At 66.2% G+C, this 15,221-nt stretch carries 16 protein-coding genes; 7 read left to right on the forward strand and 9 right to left on the reverse strand.

Going from position 1 to position 15,221, the window contains the following annotated elements; translation table 11 throughout:
- The first annotated feature begins 5 nt into the window (after window positions 1-5).
- The 3 genes from ACQY8M_RS04850 (at window position 6) to ACQY8M_RS04860 (ending at window position 2,828) form a co-directional block, all read left to right on the forward strand.
- On the forward strand, window positions 6-818 hold the full coding sequence (locus ACQY8M_RS04850; protein ID WP_428669417.1) for a hypothetical protein: 813 nt from the start codon (window positions 6-8) through the stop codon (window positions 816-818).
- Complete coding sequence (locus tag ACQY8M_RS04855; RefSeq protein ID WP_428669420.1) at window positions 815-1,555, forward strand: hypothetical protein; 741 nt, start codon at window positions 815-817, stop codon at window positions 1,553-1,555. Before ACQY8M_RS04850 ends, ACQY8M_RS04855 begins: the two co-directional genes overlap by 4 nt.
- A gap of 253 nt (window positions 1,556-1,808) precedes the next feature.
- On the forward strand, window positions 1,809-2,828 hold the full coding sequence (locus ACQY8M_RS04860; RefSeq protein ID WP_428669422.1) for an amino acid ABC transporter substrate-binding protein: 1,020 nt from the start codon (window positions 1,809-1,811) through the stop codon (window positions 2,826-2,828).
- A gap of 78 nt (window positions 2,829-2,906) precedes the next feature.
- On the opposite strand, the gene ACQY8M_RS04865 is transcribed toward ACQY8M_RS04860, so the two are convergent.
- Complete coding sequence (locus ACQY8M_RS04865) at window positions 2,907-4,514, reverse strand: serine hydrolase domain-containing protein (RefSeq protein WP_428669424.1); 1,608 nt, start codon at window positions 4,512-4,514, stop codon at window positions 2,907-2,909.
- Window positions 4,515-4,593: 79 nt separating this feature from the next.
- Between ACQY8M_RS04865 and ACQY8M_RS04870 the strand changes: the two genes are divergently transcribed.
- The gene (locus ACQY8M_RS04870) at window positions 4,594-5,403 is read left to right on the forward strand and encodes an enoyl-CoA hydratase/isomerase family protein (protein ID WP_428669426.1); all 810 of its coding nucleotides are present in this window, start codon (window positions 4,594-4,596) and stop codon (window positions 5,401-5,403) included.
- 47 nt (window positions 5,404-5,450) lie between these two features.
- Here ACQY8M_RS04870 and ACQY8M_RS04875 read toward each other — a convergent pair whose 3' ends face one another.
- From ACQY8M_RS04875 to phaR, 8 genes are all read right to left on the reverse strand, one after another.
- Window positions 5,451-6,974, reverse strand: coding sequence for an amidase (locus tag ACQY8M_RS04875; protein ID WP_428669428.1), 1,524 nt, complete (start codon window positions 6,972-6,974; stop codon window positions 5,451-5,453).
- Between the two features lie 25 nt (window positions 6,975-6,999).
- The gene (locus ACQY8M_RS04880) at window positions 7,000-7,704 is read right to left on the reverse strand and encodes an ABC transporter ATP-binding protein (RefSeq protein WP_428669430.1); all 705 of its coding nucleotides are present in this window, start codon (window positions 7,702-7,704) and stop codon (window positions 7,000-7,002) included.
- Complete coding sequence (locus ACQY8M_RS04885; RefSeq protein WP_428669432.1) at window positions 7,704-8,438, reverse strand: ABC transporter ATP-binding protein; 735 nt, start codon at window positions 8,436-8,438, stop codon at window positions 7,704-7,706. Before ACQY8M_RS04885 ends, ACQY8M_RS04880 begins: the two co-directional genes overlap by 1 nt.
- Window positions 8,435-9,496 (reverse strand): branched-chain amino acid ABC transporter permease, encoded by a 1,062-nt coding sequence (locus ACQY8M_RS04890; protein WP_428669434.1) that lies wholly within the window; start codon window positions 9,494-9,496, stop codon window positions 8,435-8,437. The genes ACQY8M_RS04885 and ACQY8M_RS04890 overlap by 4 nt, the downstream gene beginning before the upstream one ends.
- Window positions 9,493-10,359, reverse strand: a complete 867-nt coding sequence (locus ACQY8M_RS04895) for an ABC transporter permease subunit (RefSeq protein WP_428669436.1) — start codon at window positions 10,357-10,359, stop codon at window positions 9,493-9,495. Before ACQY8M_RS04895 ends, ACQY8M_RS04890 begins: the two co-directional genes overlap by 4 nt.
- A gap of 23 nt (window positions 10,360-10,382) precedes the next feature.
- A complete protein-coding gene (locus ACQY8M_RS04900; protein WP_428669438.1) occupies window positions 10,383-11,612 on the reverse strand; it encodes an urea ABC transporter substrate-binding protein in 1,230 nt (409 codons plus the stop codon).
- A 273-nt stretch (window positions 11,613-11,885) separates the two neighbouring features.
- On the reverse strand, window positions 11,886-12,080 hold the full coding sequence (locus ACQY8M_RS04905) for a DUF1289 domain-containing protein (RefSeq protein ID WP_428669440.1): 195 nt from the start codon (window positions 12,078-12,080) through the stop codon (window positions 11,886-11,888).
- A 4-nt stretch (window positions 12,081-12,084) separates the two neighbouring features.
- Entirely contained in the window at window positions 12,085-12,732 is a 648-nt protein-coding gene (gene phaR, locus ACQY8M_RS04910) for a polyhydroxyalkanoate synthesis repressor PhaR (RefSeq protein ID WP_428669443.1), read from the reverse strand.
- A 134-nt stretch (window positions 12,733-12,866) separates the two neighbouring features.
- Here phaR and ACQY8M_RS04915 point away from each other — a divergent pair, with 134 nt between their 5' ends.
- The 3 genes from ACQY8M_RS04915 to ACQY8M_RS04925 are packed head-to-tail and all read left to right on the forward strand — an operon-like array spanning window position 12,867 to window position 15,176.
- Window positions 12,867-13,190, forward strand: coding sequence for a hypothetical protein (locus tag ACQY8M_RS04915; protein ID WP_428669445.1), 324 nt, complete (start codon window positions 12,867-12,869; stop codon window positions 13,188-13,190).
- Window positions 13,108-14,298, forward strand: coding sequence for an alpha/beta fold hydrolase (locus tag ACQY8M_RS04920; RefSeq protein WP_428669448.1), 1,191 nt, complete (start codon window positions 13,108-13,110; stop codon window positions 14,296-14,298). Before ACQY8M_RS04915 ends, ACQY8M_RS04920 begins: the two co-directional genes overlap by 83 nt.
- The gene (locus ACQY8M_RS04925) at window positions 14,298-15,176 is read left to right on the forward strand and encodes a LytTR family DNA-binding domain-containing protein (RefSeq protein ID WP_428669450.1); all 879 of its coding nucleotides are present in this window, start codon (window positions 14,298-14,300) and stop codon (window positions 15,174-15,176) included. Before ACQY8M_RS04920 ends, ACQY8M_RS04925 begins: the two co-directional genes overlap by 1 nt.
- Window positions 15,177-15,221: the final 45 nt, after the last annotated feature.

Below are 15,221 nucleotides of genomic sequence, written 5' to 3' on the forward strand. Positions count from 1 at the left end.
CGGGCATGGCATCGATCAGCAGCGGGATTGCCGACGCGGCCAAAGACGCAGGCGTCGTGCTGGCAGCCTTGTCGGGTGCCGCCTATGGCTGCGGCTATCTGGTCCTGCGTGCCCGCGCCCACGCACTGGGAACGGACCCGGGTTTTGCGCTCATCGATCAGGCCTACGTATTTGCCGGCTTTCGCTTTGTGCTGGCTCTGTTGTTCGCGTTGCTGGTGATGACACCGTTGCTGCTCGTGCTCGACATGATTGGACGCTTGGCGAGCAGGCTCGAGCCTGGCTCCCTGTATGCCGTGGAAGTGGTGGCTGCTGTCCTCGCCGGCGGCGTGACCATCTGGGCCTATGTCGCAACGTTGGGCGTAAGCGGCGTGCTGCTCACCCGCTCGCCCAACTGGCTCGGCGCCGCGGCGCTCGGACGCAACAACTATGGGACAGTGATCCTGCTGCTCACTACGGGCCTCGCCGCGGCGCTTTTGTCCTGGTGCTACGCTCGCTTCACCCATCCGGGCGGACTCGATGGGCTTGGCATGGTGCTGATGTTGATCGGCGCGCTGCTGCTTATCCTGCTGCCAGTGCAGCACGGCGTGTTCCACGCGGACCGCAACGCGCGGCGGCTCGATCGCGTGCCGGATGGCGTTTCCGGTATCGAACTACCCGTGTGGCTGGTCGATCGCGGTGCCTCGGACCGCGTTGTGCTGTATGCGCGCGCCGCGGACGGTCAGGGCCGATTGATCACGCTGAAACAGGAACAGATCGACGGCATTGCCACAATCAGTGTCGACGATCTGGGCACTGCAGTGGGAGACCGGAAGACATGACGTGGGCATCGATCTGGTTCTGCAACATTGTCTTGGCGAGCAGCTCCCTGCTCCTGGCGGGAGCTGTTTTCGCTCAGACTCCCGCCGCCCCTCAGGCACCTCGAGAGAGCGCTCTGAAGCGGATCTTTTCCGCCGGACTCGACAGCCTGAGACTTGTCTTTACCAGCATCGGGGGCCTCGGCAGCGGAACGGACGCGATAGGTACCGTGTGGCGCGTCGATGTTCGGGGCGGCGCCAGCAGGCGCATCGGCAGCGCCAACGATTTGGCATGGCCCGTGGCCTCGCCGGATGGCTTGTTCGTCTTTGCAGTGCGCAAGGGGCAGGTTGTGCGCATCGCAATGGGCGACGGCAGCGAAACACCGGTCGGTGCCCCGGCCGAATGGAGCACGCTGCTTGGCGTTGCGCCCGACGGCACGGTGCTGGCAGTTGTCGAGGGCAATCCGTGGCCTCGGCAGGCAATACTTGGGCCCGATGGGCAGCGAACCGAATTGCCCGCGCCGGAGGACGATGAAGAGCGCAAGCTAATCGGCCTCCTGCTGCAGAGTGCGCGCAGCTACGCGGACGGCGTCCGGCTCGAGGTTCGCGATTCGGAGCGCGGCGGGCGCGGCCGCGATGTCTTCCTCATCGATGGCGCGAGGCAGCGTAACCTGAGCAATTGCGGCGACGATCTATGCGTGCAGCCCTCGCGATCGCCCGACGGCAACCACGTGCTCTTCATCCGCGCCTCGCGGTCCTGACTCGGTACCCGGTGCTTTCTGGAGCTGGGCGCCGGGAAAGTGACCCGAAGTTGGGAAGCGCAAGAGATTGAATAGGTGTGAATTGTCGCCGCGCACAAGTCCGGGACCGGCCCTTGCGCGGCTTGGCGAGCATCTCCGAACTCCTGCGATGGTCGCGCCTGGCCAATGTGAAGATGTCAATCAGGCGGCCAGCCTCTGGGATCGGTGTGGCATTTGCTATGGTCACCTGAGCAAGCCAACAGGGGGCTCTCCAATGTCATTCAAAACTCTTGCCGCGATCGCGGCGCTTTCCTGTGCAGTAGCGTTGCCGGCCTCGGCCGGCCAGACCTTCGATGCGGTCAAGGCCAAGGGCTTCGTGCAATGCGCGGTCAACACGGGGCTGGCGGGCTTCTCCTTCTCGGACAGCCAGGGCAAATGGACCGGGCTGGACGTCGATCTCTGCAAGGCGATCGCGGTCGCCATGTTCGGCGACGCCGAGAAGGTCAAGTTCACGCCGACCACGGCCCAGCAGCGCTTCGTCGCGCTGCAGTCGGGCGAGGTCGACGTCATTACGCGCAACGCGACCCAGACCCTGCTGCGCGACACCTCGCTCGGCTTCAACATCGCCGGCGTCAACTTCTATGACGGCCAGGGCTTCATCGTTCCAGCGAAGTCGAACCTGAAGAGCGCGAAGGAGCTGAGCGGCGCCACGATCTGCGTGCAGCCCGGCACCACCACCGAGCTCAACCTCGCGGATTATTTCCGCAAGAACAAGATGACCTTCAAGCCGGTGCTGATCGAGAAGCTCGACGAGCTGCTGCAGGCCTACGCTTCCGGCCGCTGCGACTCCTACACCACCGACGCCTCGGGACTGGCCGCGGTGCGGGCGGGCCAGCTCGCCGGCAAGGGCGAGCACACCATCCTGCCCGAGCGCATCTCCAAGGAGCCGCTCGGTCCGATCGTACGCCACGGCGACGACCAATGGCTCGACCTCGTGAAGTGGACCCTGATGGGCATGATCGAGGCCGAGGAGATGGGCATCAGCCAGGCCAATGTCGATGAGATGGCGAAGAGCGACGATCCCGCCATCAAGCGCTTCCTCGGCATCACGCCGGGCTACGGCAAGGCGGTCGGTGTCGACGAGAAGTGGATGTACAACATCGTCAAGCAGATCGGGAACTATGGCGACAGCTTCGAGCGCAATGTCGGCACAAAAACGCCGCTCAAGCTCGAGCGCGGCCAGAACGCCCTGTGGACCAACGGCGGCCTGATGTACGCCATCCCGTTCCGGTGATTCTTGATTATGCTCCTCTCCTACATATTCCTCTCCCCCGCCAGGGGAAGAGGAATATGAAGGTTGGGCATAGGAAGGCTAACCCGACGTCCGCTCGAACCGCATCTTCTTGATGCGACCGGTCGAGACGTCGAGCGCGACGATCGTCTTGCCGCTCCCGTCGCGCACGAGCTGGGCGAGCTGGGTGGTCTGCAGCCAGCCGCCAGCTCCCGTGAGCTCGACCGTGCCCGAATCGACGCCGGTCATCGACCACGTGGGGCCGCCGGCGATCAGCGGGCCGCTGACATTGAGCGCGTAGCCCTCTCCGCTCCACCCAATCCGCCAGACCGCGCCCGAGTCGGCCGAGGTATAGGTGCCGACGATCGCCGCCGGGATCTCCGTGCGCTTGGCGAGCTTCGCGAAGGCAAGCACGCGGCCTGCGCCGAGATCGACGCTCAGCCCGTCCTTGTCCGGCTTCAGCATGAACTCGAACGAGCCGCGCTCGGCGCCGAACCATCCGCCGGCGCGGCGGCCCAGCGCGAAGGGCAGGCCGTTCTGCGTCACCGTGGCCTCGCCGTTCTTCCAGGCAAGGTCGAACAGAGACGGCTCCTCGGCGTTGAACCAGGTGCCGGCGATCGGTTCGATCTCGGCCGAGGTAATCGGTTCGAGCGCGGGCTTCATCCGCTCGTCGCCGTCGAGCGCATCGGTCGCGATCTTGTGGGCCAGGCGCCACGGATCGATGCTGGCGAGGTTGGCGATCACGATGACGGTCAGATCCGCGGCGGGCACGCGCAGGAACTCCGTGCGGAAGCCCGGCCACAGCCCGCCATGGCCTGCGGTCTCGAGGCCGCGCAGCTCGCCGAGACCGACGCCTCGGCGATAGCGGTTGCCGTAGCCGCCGGTCAGCGGCTCGGCGGCGACGAGCTGCGTCGGGATTTGCTTGCCGAGGATCGGCGCGTCGAAGTGCCGGCTCCAGACCAGCAAATCCTCGACCGTCGAGGTGAGACCGCCTTCGCCGCCCTGCGGATAGGCATGTCCTGCGCGGCGGAAACCCTGGCTGTCATCACCGAGGTAGGCCATGGCGAGGTTCGGGATCACGGTGTCGATGTCGGCGGCCAGCATCGTGTCGGTCATCCCGAGAGGCTTGAAGATGCGTTGGGCCAGCACGTCGCCCAGCTTCTGTTGCGTCACCGTCTCGATGATCAGGCCGAGCAGCAGGAAGTTGGTGTTGCTGTAGAGGAAGCGGCTGCCCGGCTCGAAGTTGAGATGGCCATTGCGCGCCGCGGCGTCTAGGAAGTCGACCGCGCGTGCCGGCTTGTCGAGCCCGTGCCCGCCCAGCCGCAGCAGTTCGAGGAAGTCGGGCAGGCCGCTGGAATTGCGCATCATCTGGTCGATCGTGACAGGCAGCGGCTTGAGCGCGGGCAGATATTTGTGCGGCGGGTCGGAGAGCTCGAGCTTGCCCTCGGCCGCCAGCATCAGCGCGGCGGTGACGGTGAATTGCTTGCTGACCGAAGCGATGCGGAAGCGCGTCTTGGCCGTGATCGGCACGCCGAGCTCGATGCTTGCCAGGCCGTAGCCCTTGCAGACCTCGATCTGGCCGGCACGCATCACGGCGACGACGGCACCCGGCGAGCCGGGCTTGGTGTAACGGGCGAACAGCGCATCGATGCGGCGTTCGAGGGCGAGGGATGTAATCGATTTCGACATGGGGGCGCAGTCAATCCATCCGGCTCGCGCTTGTAAAGCCGAGGCGCTACCGTGGCTCGAACAGGGGAGGAATGCCGAGATGGAACGCCGCTTCGTGAAGGTCGAGAAGGGGCTGGGCCCACAGGGCCGCATCGCCGTCGTGCGCTTCGATCGCGGCGACAACATCAATGCATTGTCCAACCAGGCGATGCGAGAGCTGCGCGATGTCACGCGCGATTTCGAGGACGATCTCGATACATCGGTCGTGATCCTGAGCGGCTCGGCCAGGGCCTTCTCGGCCGGCTTCGACCTCAAGGATCCCGAAGGCCGCCAGCGCGATACGCTGTCGGTCGGCGAGCGCATCCATCGCCAGCGGCTCGGGCCGAAGATGTGCAAGGCCTGGCAGGACATGGACCAGGTGACGATCGCCGCCGTCGAGGGTCATTGCATCGGCGGCGGGGCGGCCCTGGTCGTGGCGCTCGACTTCCGCTTCTGCGGGAAGAGCGCGCATTTCCGCATCCCCGAGGTCGAGCTCGGCATGAACATGAGCTGGGGCTCGATCCCGCGCCTGCTGGCGCTGATGGGCCCGGCGCGAACCAAGCAGGCGGTGATCCTCGCGTCGGATCGCATCGGCTCGGCCGACGCTCTCGACTGGGGCCTGGTCGAGAAGGTGGTCGATGACGGCGAGGTTCTGGCGGCATCGATGGAATTCGCCGAACGCATCGCGCTGCAGCCGCCGATCCCTGTCCGTATGAGCAAGGCCTCGGTGAATCGTCTGGCGCATGCCCTGGACGATCTTGCCGCCCATATGGATGCCGACCAGAACGTGCTGACCGGCCTGACGGAGGATTACAAGGAGGGAACGTCGGCCTTCCGCGAGAAACGCAAGCCGGTCTTCAAGGGGCGATGACTCCTGTTCCCCGCCCCCCGCAAAGTTCCGCTGGATGCCCCTGATCGCTATGCCAGGATCTTCTTCCAATCCTGGCTGGTCTCGTAAGCGTGAGCCGCCTTGTAGATCGTGGACTCATCCCAGTGCTTGCCGATCAGCATGACCCCGGCCGGCAGCCCGTCGCTCAGGCCGCAGGGCAGGGTGATGGCAGGATGGCCGGTCACGTCGAACGGCGCGGTGTTGGGCAGCATCTCGAAGGCGCGATTGATGATGTCCATGCGCGGCCCGGCCGGATCGGGCAGCTTCGTCGCGCGCAGCGGCAAGGTCGGCATCAGCAGCAGATCGTACTTGGCAAGTGCCGAATCGTAGGCCGCGCTCAGGGTGCGGGCGAGATTCTGGGCCTTGGCGTAGTAGTGCCCGCGATACTTGTTCAGCGCGTGCTTGCCGAACAGGATTGTGGTCTTCAGCGTGTCGGACAGCTCGTCCGCCCGCTCGCGCCACGCCGAGTGCGCGTCAACCAGGCTGGTCACGTACAGGCCCTTCCAGTTGAAGCCGTAGCCGTTGCCCAGCATCATCTGCCAGGTCGCCCCTTCTACGGCGATCGCCGACCACACCGCCATGCCGGTGATGTGCCAGGGGATCGAAACCTCTTCGACGGTCGCACCGAGCTCCTTGAATTTCGCGGCGGCCCGCTTCACCAGATCGTCGACCACCGGCTCCGACTGCGGATGGCCGAACCCTTCCTTCACCACGCCGATCTTGAGGCCGGCGGCGCTGCCGGTAAGCGCCTTGGTGTAGGCATCGACGGTGCAGCCCATCTGGCGCGGATCGAGCCCGTCGGGACCGGCGATCGCCTCGAGCATGAGCGCATTGTCCTCCACGGTCGCCGTCATCGGGCCGGTATGGTCGAGGGTGAGCTCGATCGGCATGATGCCGGTGTAGGGCACCAGGCCCCAGGTCGGCTTCATGCCGACGATGCCGCAATAGGCCGCCGGCATGCGGATCGAGCCGCCCTGGTCGCCGCCGATCGCCATGTCGGCCTCGCCGGTCACGATCACGGCGGCGCTGCCCGACGACGAGCCGCCCGCGGAATAGCCGTACTTGCGCGGATTGTGGACCGGGCCGGGCGCCGAGGTATGGCTGCCGCCCGAGAAGCAGAAATACTCGCAACGGACCTTGCCGACCACCGTCGCACCCGCGTCGAGCACGCGCGTCACCACCGTGGCGTCGACATCGGGCATGTAGCCCTCGAGCGTCGAGGCGCCGTTCATCATCGGCACGCCGGCGACGCAGACATTGTCCTTCAGCGCGACGCGCTTGCCCTTGAGCTTGCCCTCCGGCGCGCCCTTGATCTCGCTCTTGTAGTACCAGAGATTGAACTTGTTCTCGTCGCCTTGGGGCTGGTAGCCGGGCGTGCGGGGATACTTCACGACCGGCAGGTTGTCGGGCAGCGTTTCCAGCAGGTTGTAGGCCGCGACGTTTCCCGCCATCGTGTCGAGGAAGAAGGCAACGTCGCTGTCGGACAGGTTCATCCCGAGTTGCTTGCCCACCTCCGCCAGTTCGGCCGGTGTCGGCATCTTCACGCTTGCCATGGATATTTTCTCCCTTGGACGATGGTCAGTGCACGCTCGTGCCGACGAACTCCGCGACCAGCGCGTCGTCAGCCAGATGCTCGGGCGGGATCTCGCCGGTGATGCGGCCCTTCTGGATGATCAGCACCCGCTCCGAAAGCCGGCGGATGAAGTCGAGATTCTGCTCGACCAGCACGATGGTAAGCCGGTGCCGGCCCTTGAGCTGCAGCAGGATGTCGATGATCTCGCCGATGATCGAGGGCTGGATGCCTTCTGTCGGCTCGTCGAGCAGGATGAAGCGGGGATGGCCGCACAGGCAGCGCGCCAGGGCGAGGATCTGCTGCTCGCCCCCGGACAGCACGCCGCCGGCACGGCCGAGGATCGGCTTGAGCCGCGGTAGCAGCTCGATCACCTCGTCGAGCACCGAATCGCCGAGCCCGGCGCTCGCCGCCCCCATGCGCATGTTGTCGAGCACCGACAGGGCGGGAAAGATCTGCCGGCCCTGCGGCACGTATCCCAGGCCGAGCCGGGCGCGGCGATGCGAGGGCAGGGCCTGAATCTCGGTGCCGCCGAAGCGGATCGTACCCGCGGTGGCGGGAAGCTGGCCGACAATGGTCTTGAGCAGCGTCGTCTTGCCCATGCCATTGTGGCCGAGGATGCCGACGAACTCGCCCTCGGCCACGTCGAGGCTGACGCCCTGGATGATCGGGATCTTCTGGTAGCCAGAGGCGAGGCCACGAAGCTCGAGCATCAGGCGGCCTGCTTGCCGAGATAGACATCGCGTACCTGCTCGTTGCTCAGGATGTCGGCAACGTCACCCTCGACCAGCACCGCGCCCTGATGGAAGACGGTCACGGTCTTGGCGATGCGGCGGATGAACTGCATGTCGTGCTCGACCACGACCAGCGCGTGGCTGCGGTTGAGCTCGCGAATCAGCCCGACCAGCCGATCGACCTCCTCGTCGGTCATCCCTGCGGCCGGCTCGTCGAGCAGGATCAGATCGGGCTCGGGGGCGATCACCATCGCCAGCTCGACGAGCTGCCGCTGGCCGTGCGCCAGCTGGCCGACGGTGCGGTCGCCGATCGTCGCGATGCCGACCCGTTCCATCGCCTCGTCGGTGCGCTTCTCGGCAAGCCGGCCCGGCGCCACGCGGACCGCCGCCATCCAGACGTTCTCGCGCGCGCTCAGCCCATCGAACACGTTCGGCACCTGCGTCTTGATGCCGACGCCGCGCCGGGCGATCGCCGAGCTGCCGATGCCGGCGATCGAAGCGCCCCGGAAGCTGATGGTGCCCGCGCTTGGCTTGAGCTGCCCGGTCAGGCACTTGAAGAAGGTGCTCTTGCCCGCGCCGTTGGGGCCGATCACGCAGCGCAGCTCAACCTCGCGCAGGCTGAAGCTCACATCGTCGACCGCGACCACGCCGCCGAAGCGCATGGTGAGACCGCGCGTCTCGAGCAAGGGCGGGTTGCCCGTCGTTGCGGTCATGGAGTCGAGGCTCGCCGCTCGCCGACCGGTGGCGGGTCGGCTGCCGGTCGACGCAGGCGTCCGGTGACGGCACGAAAGCTGTCGGCCGCGAGGGCGGTCAGCCCCCTGGGCACCAGCAGCACGAACACCACCAGCAGAATGCCCAGCACCAGGTTCGGATCGACCCAGCCGAAGCCCTTGAGCTGCGAGAAGGTGCCGAGGTAGTTGGTCAGGATCTGCATCAGGATGCAGCCGATCACCGGCCCGATCAGCGTGCCGAGGCCGCCCACGATCACCCAGATGATGATCTGCCCGCTGACCGGAAGGCTGAACATGGTGGGGCTGACGAACACCGAGTTGGCGAACAGCAGGCCCGACAGGCCGGCCATGCCGCCGCCGATCATGAAGACGGCGAGCTTGTAGAGCCGCACGTCGTAGCCGAGAAGCTCGGCACGCGTCTCGTTCTCGCGGATCGCAACGATCACCCGGCCGAACCTGGTGGCCAGCAGCGCTTTGCACGCGAAGTAGACGATGATCAGCAGCGCGACCGACAGGCTGAAGATATTCTCCGGGGCAAGCTGCTCGCCCGGCCGGCCCGGCCAGTTCAGGATCGGCGTGCCGGGGATGCCGTTGAAGCCGCCGAGCGGCGCCTCGCCGATGTTCCATTCCTCGCCGGCCGTCTGGTTGACGAAGCGGAAGAAGATCAGCGACACGGTAAGCGTGATCACGCCGAGATAGACGTCGCTGATGCGGCCCCAGAACATGAAGTAGCCGAGCATGCCGGCAAAAAGGGTCGGCAGCAGCACGGCGAGCAGCGCCGCCGGCGTGGTCTCGCCGAAGTTGATGGCGGCGACGGCGTAGGTGTAGCCGCCAAGGCCGAAGAACGCCGCCTGGCCGAAGCACAGGATGCCGGCATAGCCCCACACCAGCGCGAGCGACAGGGCGAGGATGGCGAAAGCGGCAAAGATCGTCGCGTTGATCACCATGTAGGTCTCGGCGTATGCGGGCAGCCCGAACAGCACCGCAAGCCCAACGGCGAGTGCGGCGAGATTCCCGACGTGGCGCGCGACGCGGCTCACAGCGCTCTCCGGAAGAACCGACCCGTGATGCCCTGCGGCAGCAGCCGCAGAAGCACGACTGCCGCGACCAGCAGCGCCACCTCCCCCAGGACGGGCGTGAAGGCGAAGGTGGTGGCGGTGTTGATCGCGCCGAGCAGCGCCGAAGCGGCCGCGGTGCCCGACAGGATTGCGCCGCCGCCGCTGATCACGGTGATGAAGGATTTGGCGATGTAGGTGGCGCCGATCGTCGGCACGACGCCCGACAGCGGCGCCAGCAGCCCGCCGGCCAGGCCGGACAGCGCGGAGCCGACGGCGAAGGTCACGGCATAGACCGCCGTCGGGTTGGTGCCGAGCGCCGCGGCCATGCTCGCGTTCTGCATGGTGCCGCGCGCAATCAGGCCGAGTCGGGTGAGGCGCAACGTCGCCCAGCCGACGCCGAGCAGCACGATGGCCACGAGAACCAGGAAGAGCTCGTAGGCGCCGGTGCGGTAGCTGCCGATGGCGAGGCTGCCGAGCGGCGCCGAGATGCCTGAGACGGTGTTGCCGAACACCACGGTGACGAAGCCGATCATGGCCAGGCTCAGGCCCCAGGTGGCCAGCATGGTGTCGATCAGGCGGCCGTAGAGATGGCGAATGACCAGACGCTCGACGATCGCGCCGAACAGCCCGACCGTGAGTGGCGCCACCACCACCATCGCGATCCACAGGTTGACGCCCTTGTTGTAGGCGGTGATCGCGGCATAGCCGCCCAGCATCAGGAACTCGCCGTGGGCGAGGTTGATGACGCGCATCATGCCGAAGATCACCGCGAGCCCGATGCTCAGCAGCACGAGGCTCGCGATCGCGCTGGCGATCTGCAGCAGGAGGATGACGATGTAGTCCATGACGGGCGGCTCGCGCCGGGCCGTCAGGTCTTCACGTCGATCACATACTGCTTGTTCTCGTTGGGATTCTTCTTGAGGTCGCAGACCGCGGCGGTGTCGGCCGGGGTCTGCTGCGAGAAGCTCTGGACGACGTTGAACTTCTTGTCCTTGGCCTCGCCGATATAGACGTCGAGCACCGTGTGGTGAGTCTGCGGGTCGATCGTGGTCTTGCCTGCCGGGCCGGTATAGGAAGCGCCGTCCTCGAGCGCCTGGATCACCTTCATGCGGTCGACCGATCCGGCCTTCTTGACGGCATCGGCCCAGAGATACATGCCTTGATAGGTCATGGTCGCGAGCTCGGTCATGTGCGGGATGCCGTACTTGCCGTGCACGGTCTCGACGAACTTCTTGTTCGCGGGCGTATCGATGCCTTCGAGATAGGCGAAGGCGACGATGAAGCCGTTATGCTCCTCGGGCGAGGTGATCACCACCTCGTTGCCGAAGGTCGTCGAGGCCAACGGTATCTGCTTGTTCATGCCCGCGGCGGCCCACTGGCGATAGAAGGAAATGTGCGCGGCGCCGACCAGCGCCGACATCACGAGATCGGGCTTTGCCGCCTGTATCTTCTTGATGGTCGGGCCGAAATCGGTCACGTCGAGAGGGAAGAAGTCGGTCTGCACGACCGAGCCCCCATTGTCCTGTGCGTACTTCTTCACCCATTTGGCCGTGATCTGACCATAGTTGTAGTCGGCGGCGATGGTGTAGATCTTCTTGCCCCACTTGTTCTGGACGTAGGGCACGAGTTTCTCGACCGTCTGCGCCGGCGTCGATCCCGTGCAGAAGATGTTGCGATCGCACACGCCGCCTTCATACAGCGTATTGTAGAAATACAGCGTGTTGTAACGCTTGAGCAGCGGCCGGATCGCCTCGCGCGATGCCGAGGTGATGCCGCCATGGACCACGGCGACCTTTTCCTTGGTCGCCGCCTCGGTCGCGTATTGGGTGTAGAGCTGGATGTTCGATTGCGGGTCGTAGTTGATCAGCTGGATCTCGCGCCCCAGCACGCCGCCCGCGGCGTTGATCTCCTTCACGGCGAGATCGAGGGTAGCCACCATCTGCTTGCCGTAGATATCGAGGCCGCCCGAGGTGTCGTGAATCCCTGCGATCTTGATGGTATCGGCGGCGCCGGCGTTGCGGATGACAAAGGGCGATGCCACCCCCGCGAATGCGCCTGCGGCGGTCGACACGAGAAGCTTGCGACGGGATACCACCATGATCTGCCCCCTGTTGGTGCGACGCGAACAGCAAGAAAAATGCCAGACCGTGCAAACATCCTTCCCGACGTTTCCCGAAGGTCGTGACGATCGACCGAGGGCCGAAGGGCCGCGTGGAGAGACCATTTCTCCACCGATAAGCGCGGACCGGTGGGCACAAGGTCTCTCCGCTCCGCGCATCGCGCTCCTAAGCCTGGGGACTACCCCCGCGCGAGTCTAGACGACGGGAGGGTCACAGGCGATACCCCGCACAATACGGAGAGAAGAGACTGGTCAGAGCTTCCTTGCCTTCAGCGAGGCGACGATCGTGCGGCGCTCGTCGTCGTTCATCATCGACCAGCGGGCGATCTCGTCGATCGTGCGCTTGCAGCCGAGGCAGAGGTTGCTCCTGGAGTCCATGATGCAGATGCTCTTGCACGGCGACATCACGCGCCGGGCGGCATAAGGCTGTGGCGCCGGATCGGCCATCGGCTCAGGATTTCTTGCTGAGGTCCGAGAGCTGGCTCTGCAGCTCGTCGAGCTTGCGCTTGAGGTCCTCGATGGCCGCGTCGCTGCCCGGCGCCGGCGCCGCCGGCGCGTCGGGCCTGGGCGGCTCGACGGAGCCGTTGGCCTGTCCGGCGGGCGGCATCATCCCGGCTTGCCCGGCGGCGAACGGGTTGAACAGCCGCATGGCGTTCTCGAACATCGCCATGTTCTGCTTGCCCATCGCTTCGAACTGCTGGAACGGGTTGAAGCCGAACGCATTCTGCAGGTAGCGGCGCATCTGGTCCTGGTTGCGCGCGAACTGGCTCATCGACATCTCGAGATACTGCGGCACCACGCCCTGCAGGCTGTCGCCGTAGAACGAGATCAGCTGGCGCAGGAAAGGGATCGGCAGCAGCGTCTGGCCGCCCTTGCTCTCTTCCTCGAAGATGATCTGGGTGAGCACCGGACGCGTGATATCCTCGCCGGTCTTGGCGTCGTAGACTACGAAGTCGGTCTTCTCCTTCACCATCTGCGACAGATGCTCGAGCGTCACATAGGCGGAGGTCGCGGTATTGTAGAGCCGCCGATTCGCGTACTTCTTGATGACGACCGGCGCGGGCTTGGGTCCGCTTTCCGGTGCAGGCTGATCGGCCATTACGCTGCGCTCCTCACCCACCCTGGCGGTGACCTTAGCCCCGATGCCGCAGTGCGACAAGCAGCGCGCTGCCCCTGCAATCGTAAAGCGGCTGCGAAAGAGGCGTTCGCCCGACGATGCGCTATAGTGCCGCCATGACCTCGGAAAAGGACGACAGCACCGAGTTCGACGGGTTGGCGCGCCGTTATCTCGATCTCTGGCAAAACCAGTTGTCGGGTATTGCCGGCGATCAGGCCCTGACCGAGCAGATCGCCCGCCTTTTCGCGGCCGCCAACGCACAAGTCGCAGCCGTCCTGCAGGCCGCCCAAGGAGTTCCGCATGCAGCATCCCCGCCTGGGACCGCGTCCGCTGCCGCTTCATCTCAGCACGGCGCTGATGACCTGGGCGAGCTCCGAAAGCGCGTGGCAGCTCTGGAAGCGCGACTCGCCCAGCTCGAGTCCAAGCTCGACCGCGCCTGAGGCGCTGGCCGAGGTCCTGAGGGACGTTGCCGCACTCGAGACGCGCGCGGGCAAGGGCGGTTTCGAGCAGGCGCTTCACCGCGAGATCGGCCGGCGGATGGATCGCCTGGCCCAAGGCGTTCTGGCTTATCGCCGCCATCCGGTCCATCGCACCCTGGAGAACCCGGCGGCGGTCTGGCAGGAGGGCAACACCCGGCTGCTCGATTACGGCCTGACCGATCGCGCAGCACGCAAGAAGGGGACGCGCGCCGTGCTGGTCGTGCCCTCGCTGATCAACCGCTGGGAAGTGCTCGACCTCAATGCCGAGAAGAGCCTGCTGCGGGCCATGGCGGCGAACGGCCTGCGGCCGTACCTGGTCGACTGGGGCACGCCCGATGCGGAGGAGCGGCGCTTCGACCTGTCCGCCTATGTCGCGCGGCTCGAGCGCGCGGTCTCCTATGTCGGCAAGCGCGCCCGCCGCGCGCCGGCGGTGATGGGCTATTGCATGGGTGGCACGCTCGCCGTGGCGCTTGCCGCGCGCCAGCAGCGCCGGGTCGCGAAGCTCGCTCTGCTCGCCGCCCCGTGGGACTTCCATGCCGACAAAGCCGGCCACGCTTTCCTGCTCTCGGCCGGGCCCTTGCTGGCGCAACTGGCCGACAAGCTCGGCGAGCTGCCGGTCGATGCGCTGCAGACCCTGTTCTGGTCGCTCGATCCCTGGCTGGCGATGAAGAAGTTCGGCCGCTTCCTCGGCATGGACCAGCAGGGCGATTCCGCGCGCGACTTCGTGCTCCTCGAGGACTGGCTGAACGAGGGCGCGCCGCTCGCCGGTCCGACCGCGCGCGAGTGCCTGGTCGGCTGGTACGGCGACAACCTGCCGGGCATCGGGAAATGGATCGTGGGTGGCAAGCCCATCGTGCCGCGCAGGATCACGAAGCCCGCGCTGGTGATGATCCCGTCGGGCGACCGCATCGTGCCGCCTCTCTCGGCGGCGGCGCTGGCCGACCGAAAGCGCGGCCTGAAGAACGTCACGCGGCTCGACCTGCCGCTCGGTCACATCGGCATGGTGGTGAGCAGCCGCGCGCGCGAGCTGTGCTGGACGCCGCTGATCGACTGGCTCAAGGCGCACTGATGCCGGGGGCGGAGCGACGCCTCGACTGGCGCCTGCCGGCGGTCTGGGCGGTGTTGTTCGCCGTCTCGATCGCGACGCGCACTTACGTGGCGGTGGCCGACGAAGCCCGCCGCGGCCAGGCCATCTCCGTCGGCCGGCCGCTCACCGATGAGATCACGAGCCACATCGTGGTCGCGGCATTGCTGCCCGCTCTCTATTGGCTGCATCGTCGATACCCGATCGGTGGGGCACCGCGCAATCTGCTGGTCCATGTTGCCGGGGTTGTGCCGTTCAGCCTGCTGCACACGTCCGGCATGGCGGCCCTGCGGCTGCTCTGGCTCAACGCCGTCGTCGGCGTTTCCTACAATTTCCCGCTGACGGTCGAGCGGCTGCAATACGAGTTCGCGAAGGATCTCGTCTCCTATCTCATGCTGACGACCGGAGTGCTGGCGCTCCACTATCTGCTGCAGCGCTATGACGCGGCCAAGACCTGGCCGGAGGTGCCGCCTGTCCCTGCAGCCGCGCCCGTGCCCGTTCCGGTGTCCGCACCGGTGCCTGCGCGGCCCGAGCGCTTCACGGTCCGCAAGCGCGGCGGCAGCGAGGTGGTGATCGAGATGGCCGACATCGACTGGATCGAGGCCTCGGGCAACTACGCCATCCTGCATGTCGGCGGCGAGACCTTCGAGATCCGCTCCTCGCTCGCCAGGCTCGAAGGCGAGCTCGATCCCAAGCGCTTCGTGCGGGTTCACAAGTCACATGTCGTGAATATCGCGAGGGTGGCGGAAGTGACGCCGTGGGTCAGTGGCGACTGGCGCATTCGCCTTCAGGACGGCGCGGAAGTTAATTTGAGCCGGCGCTATCGGCAGCGCTTCGAGGCCCTGGCGCCCGTCCGGAGCTGAATCAACGCCAGCGCCCGCCGGCAACCTTGGCCGGCGGCCAGGCCG

It is taken from the genome of Reyranella sp. (assembly GCF_965279465.1).
Classification (GTDB): Bacteria; Pseudomonadota; Alphaproteobacteria; order Reyranellales; family Reyranellaceae; genus Reyranella.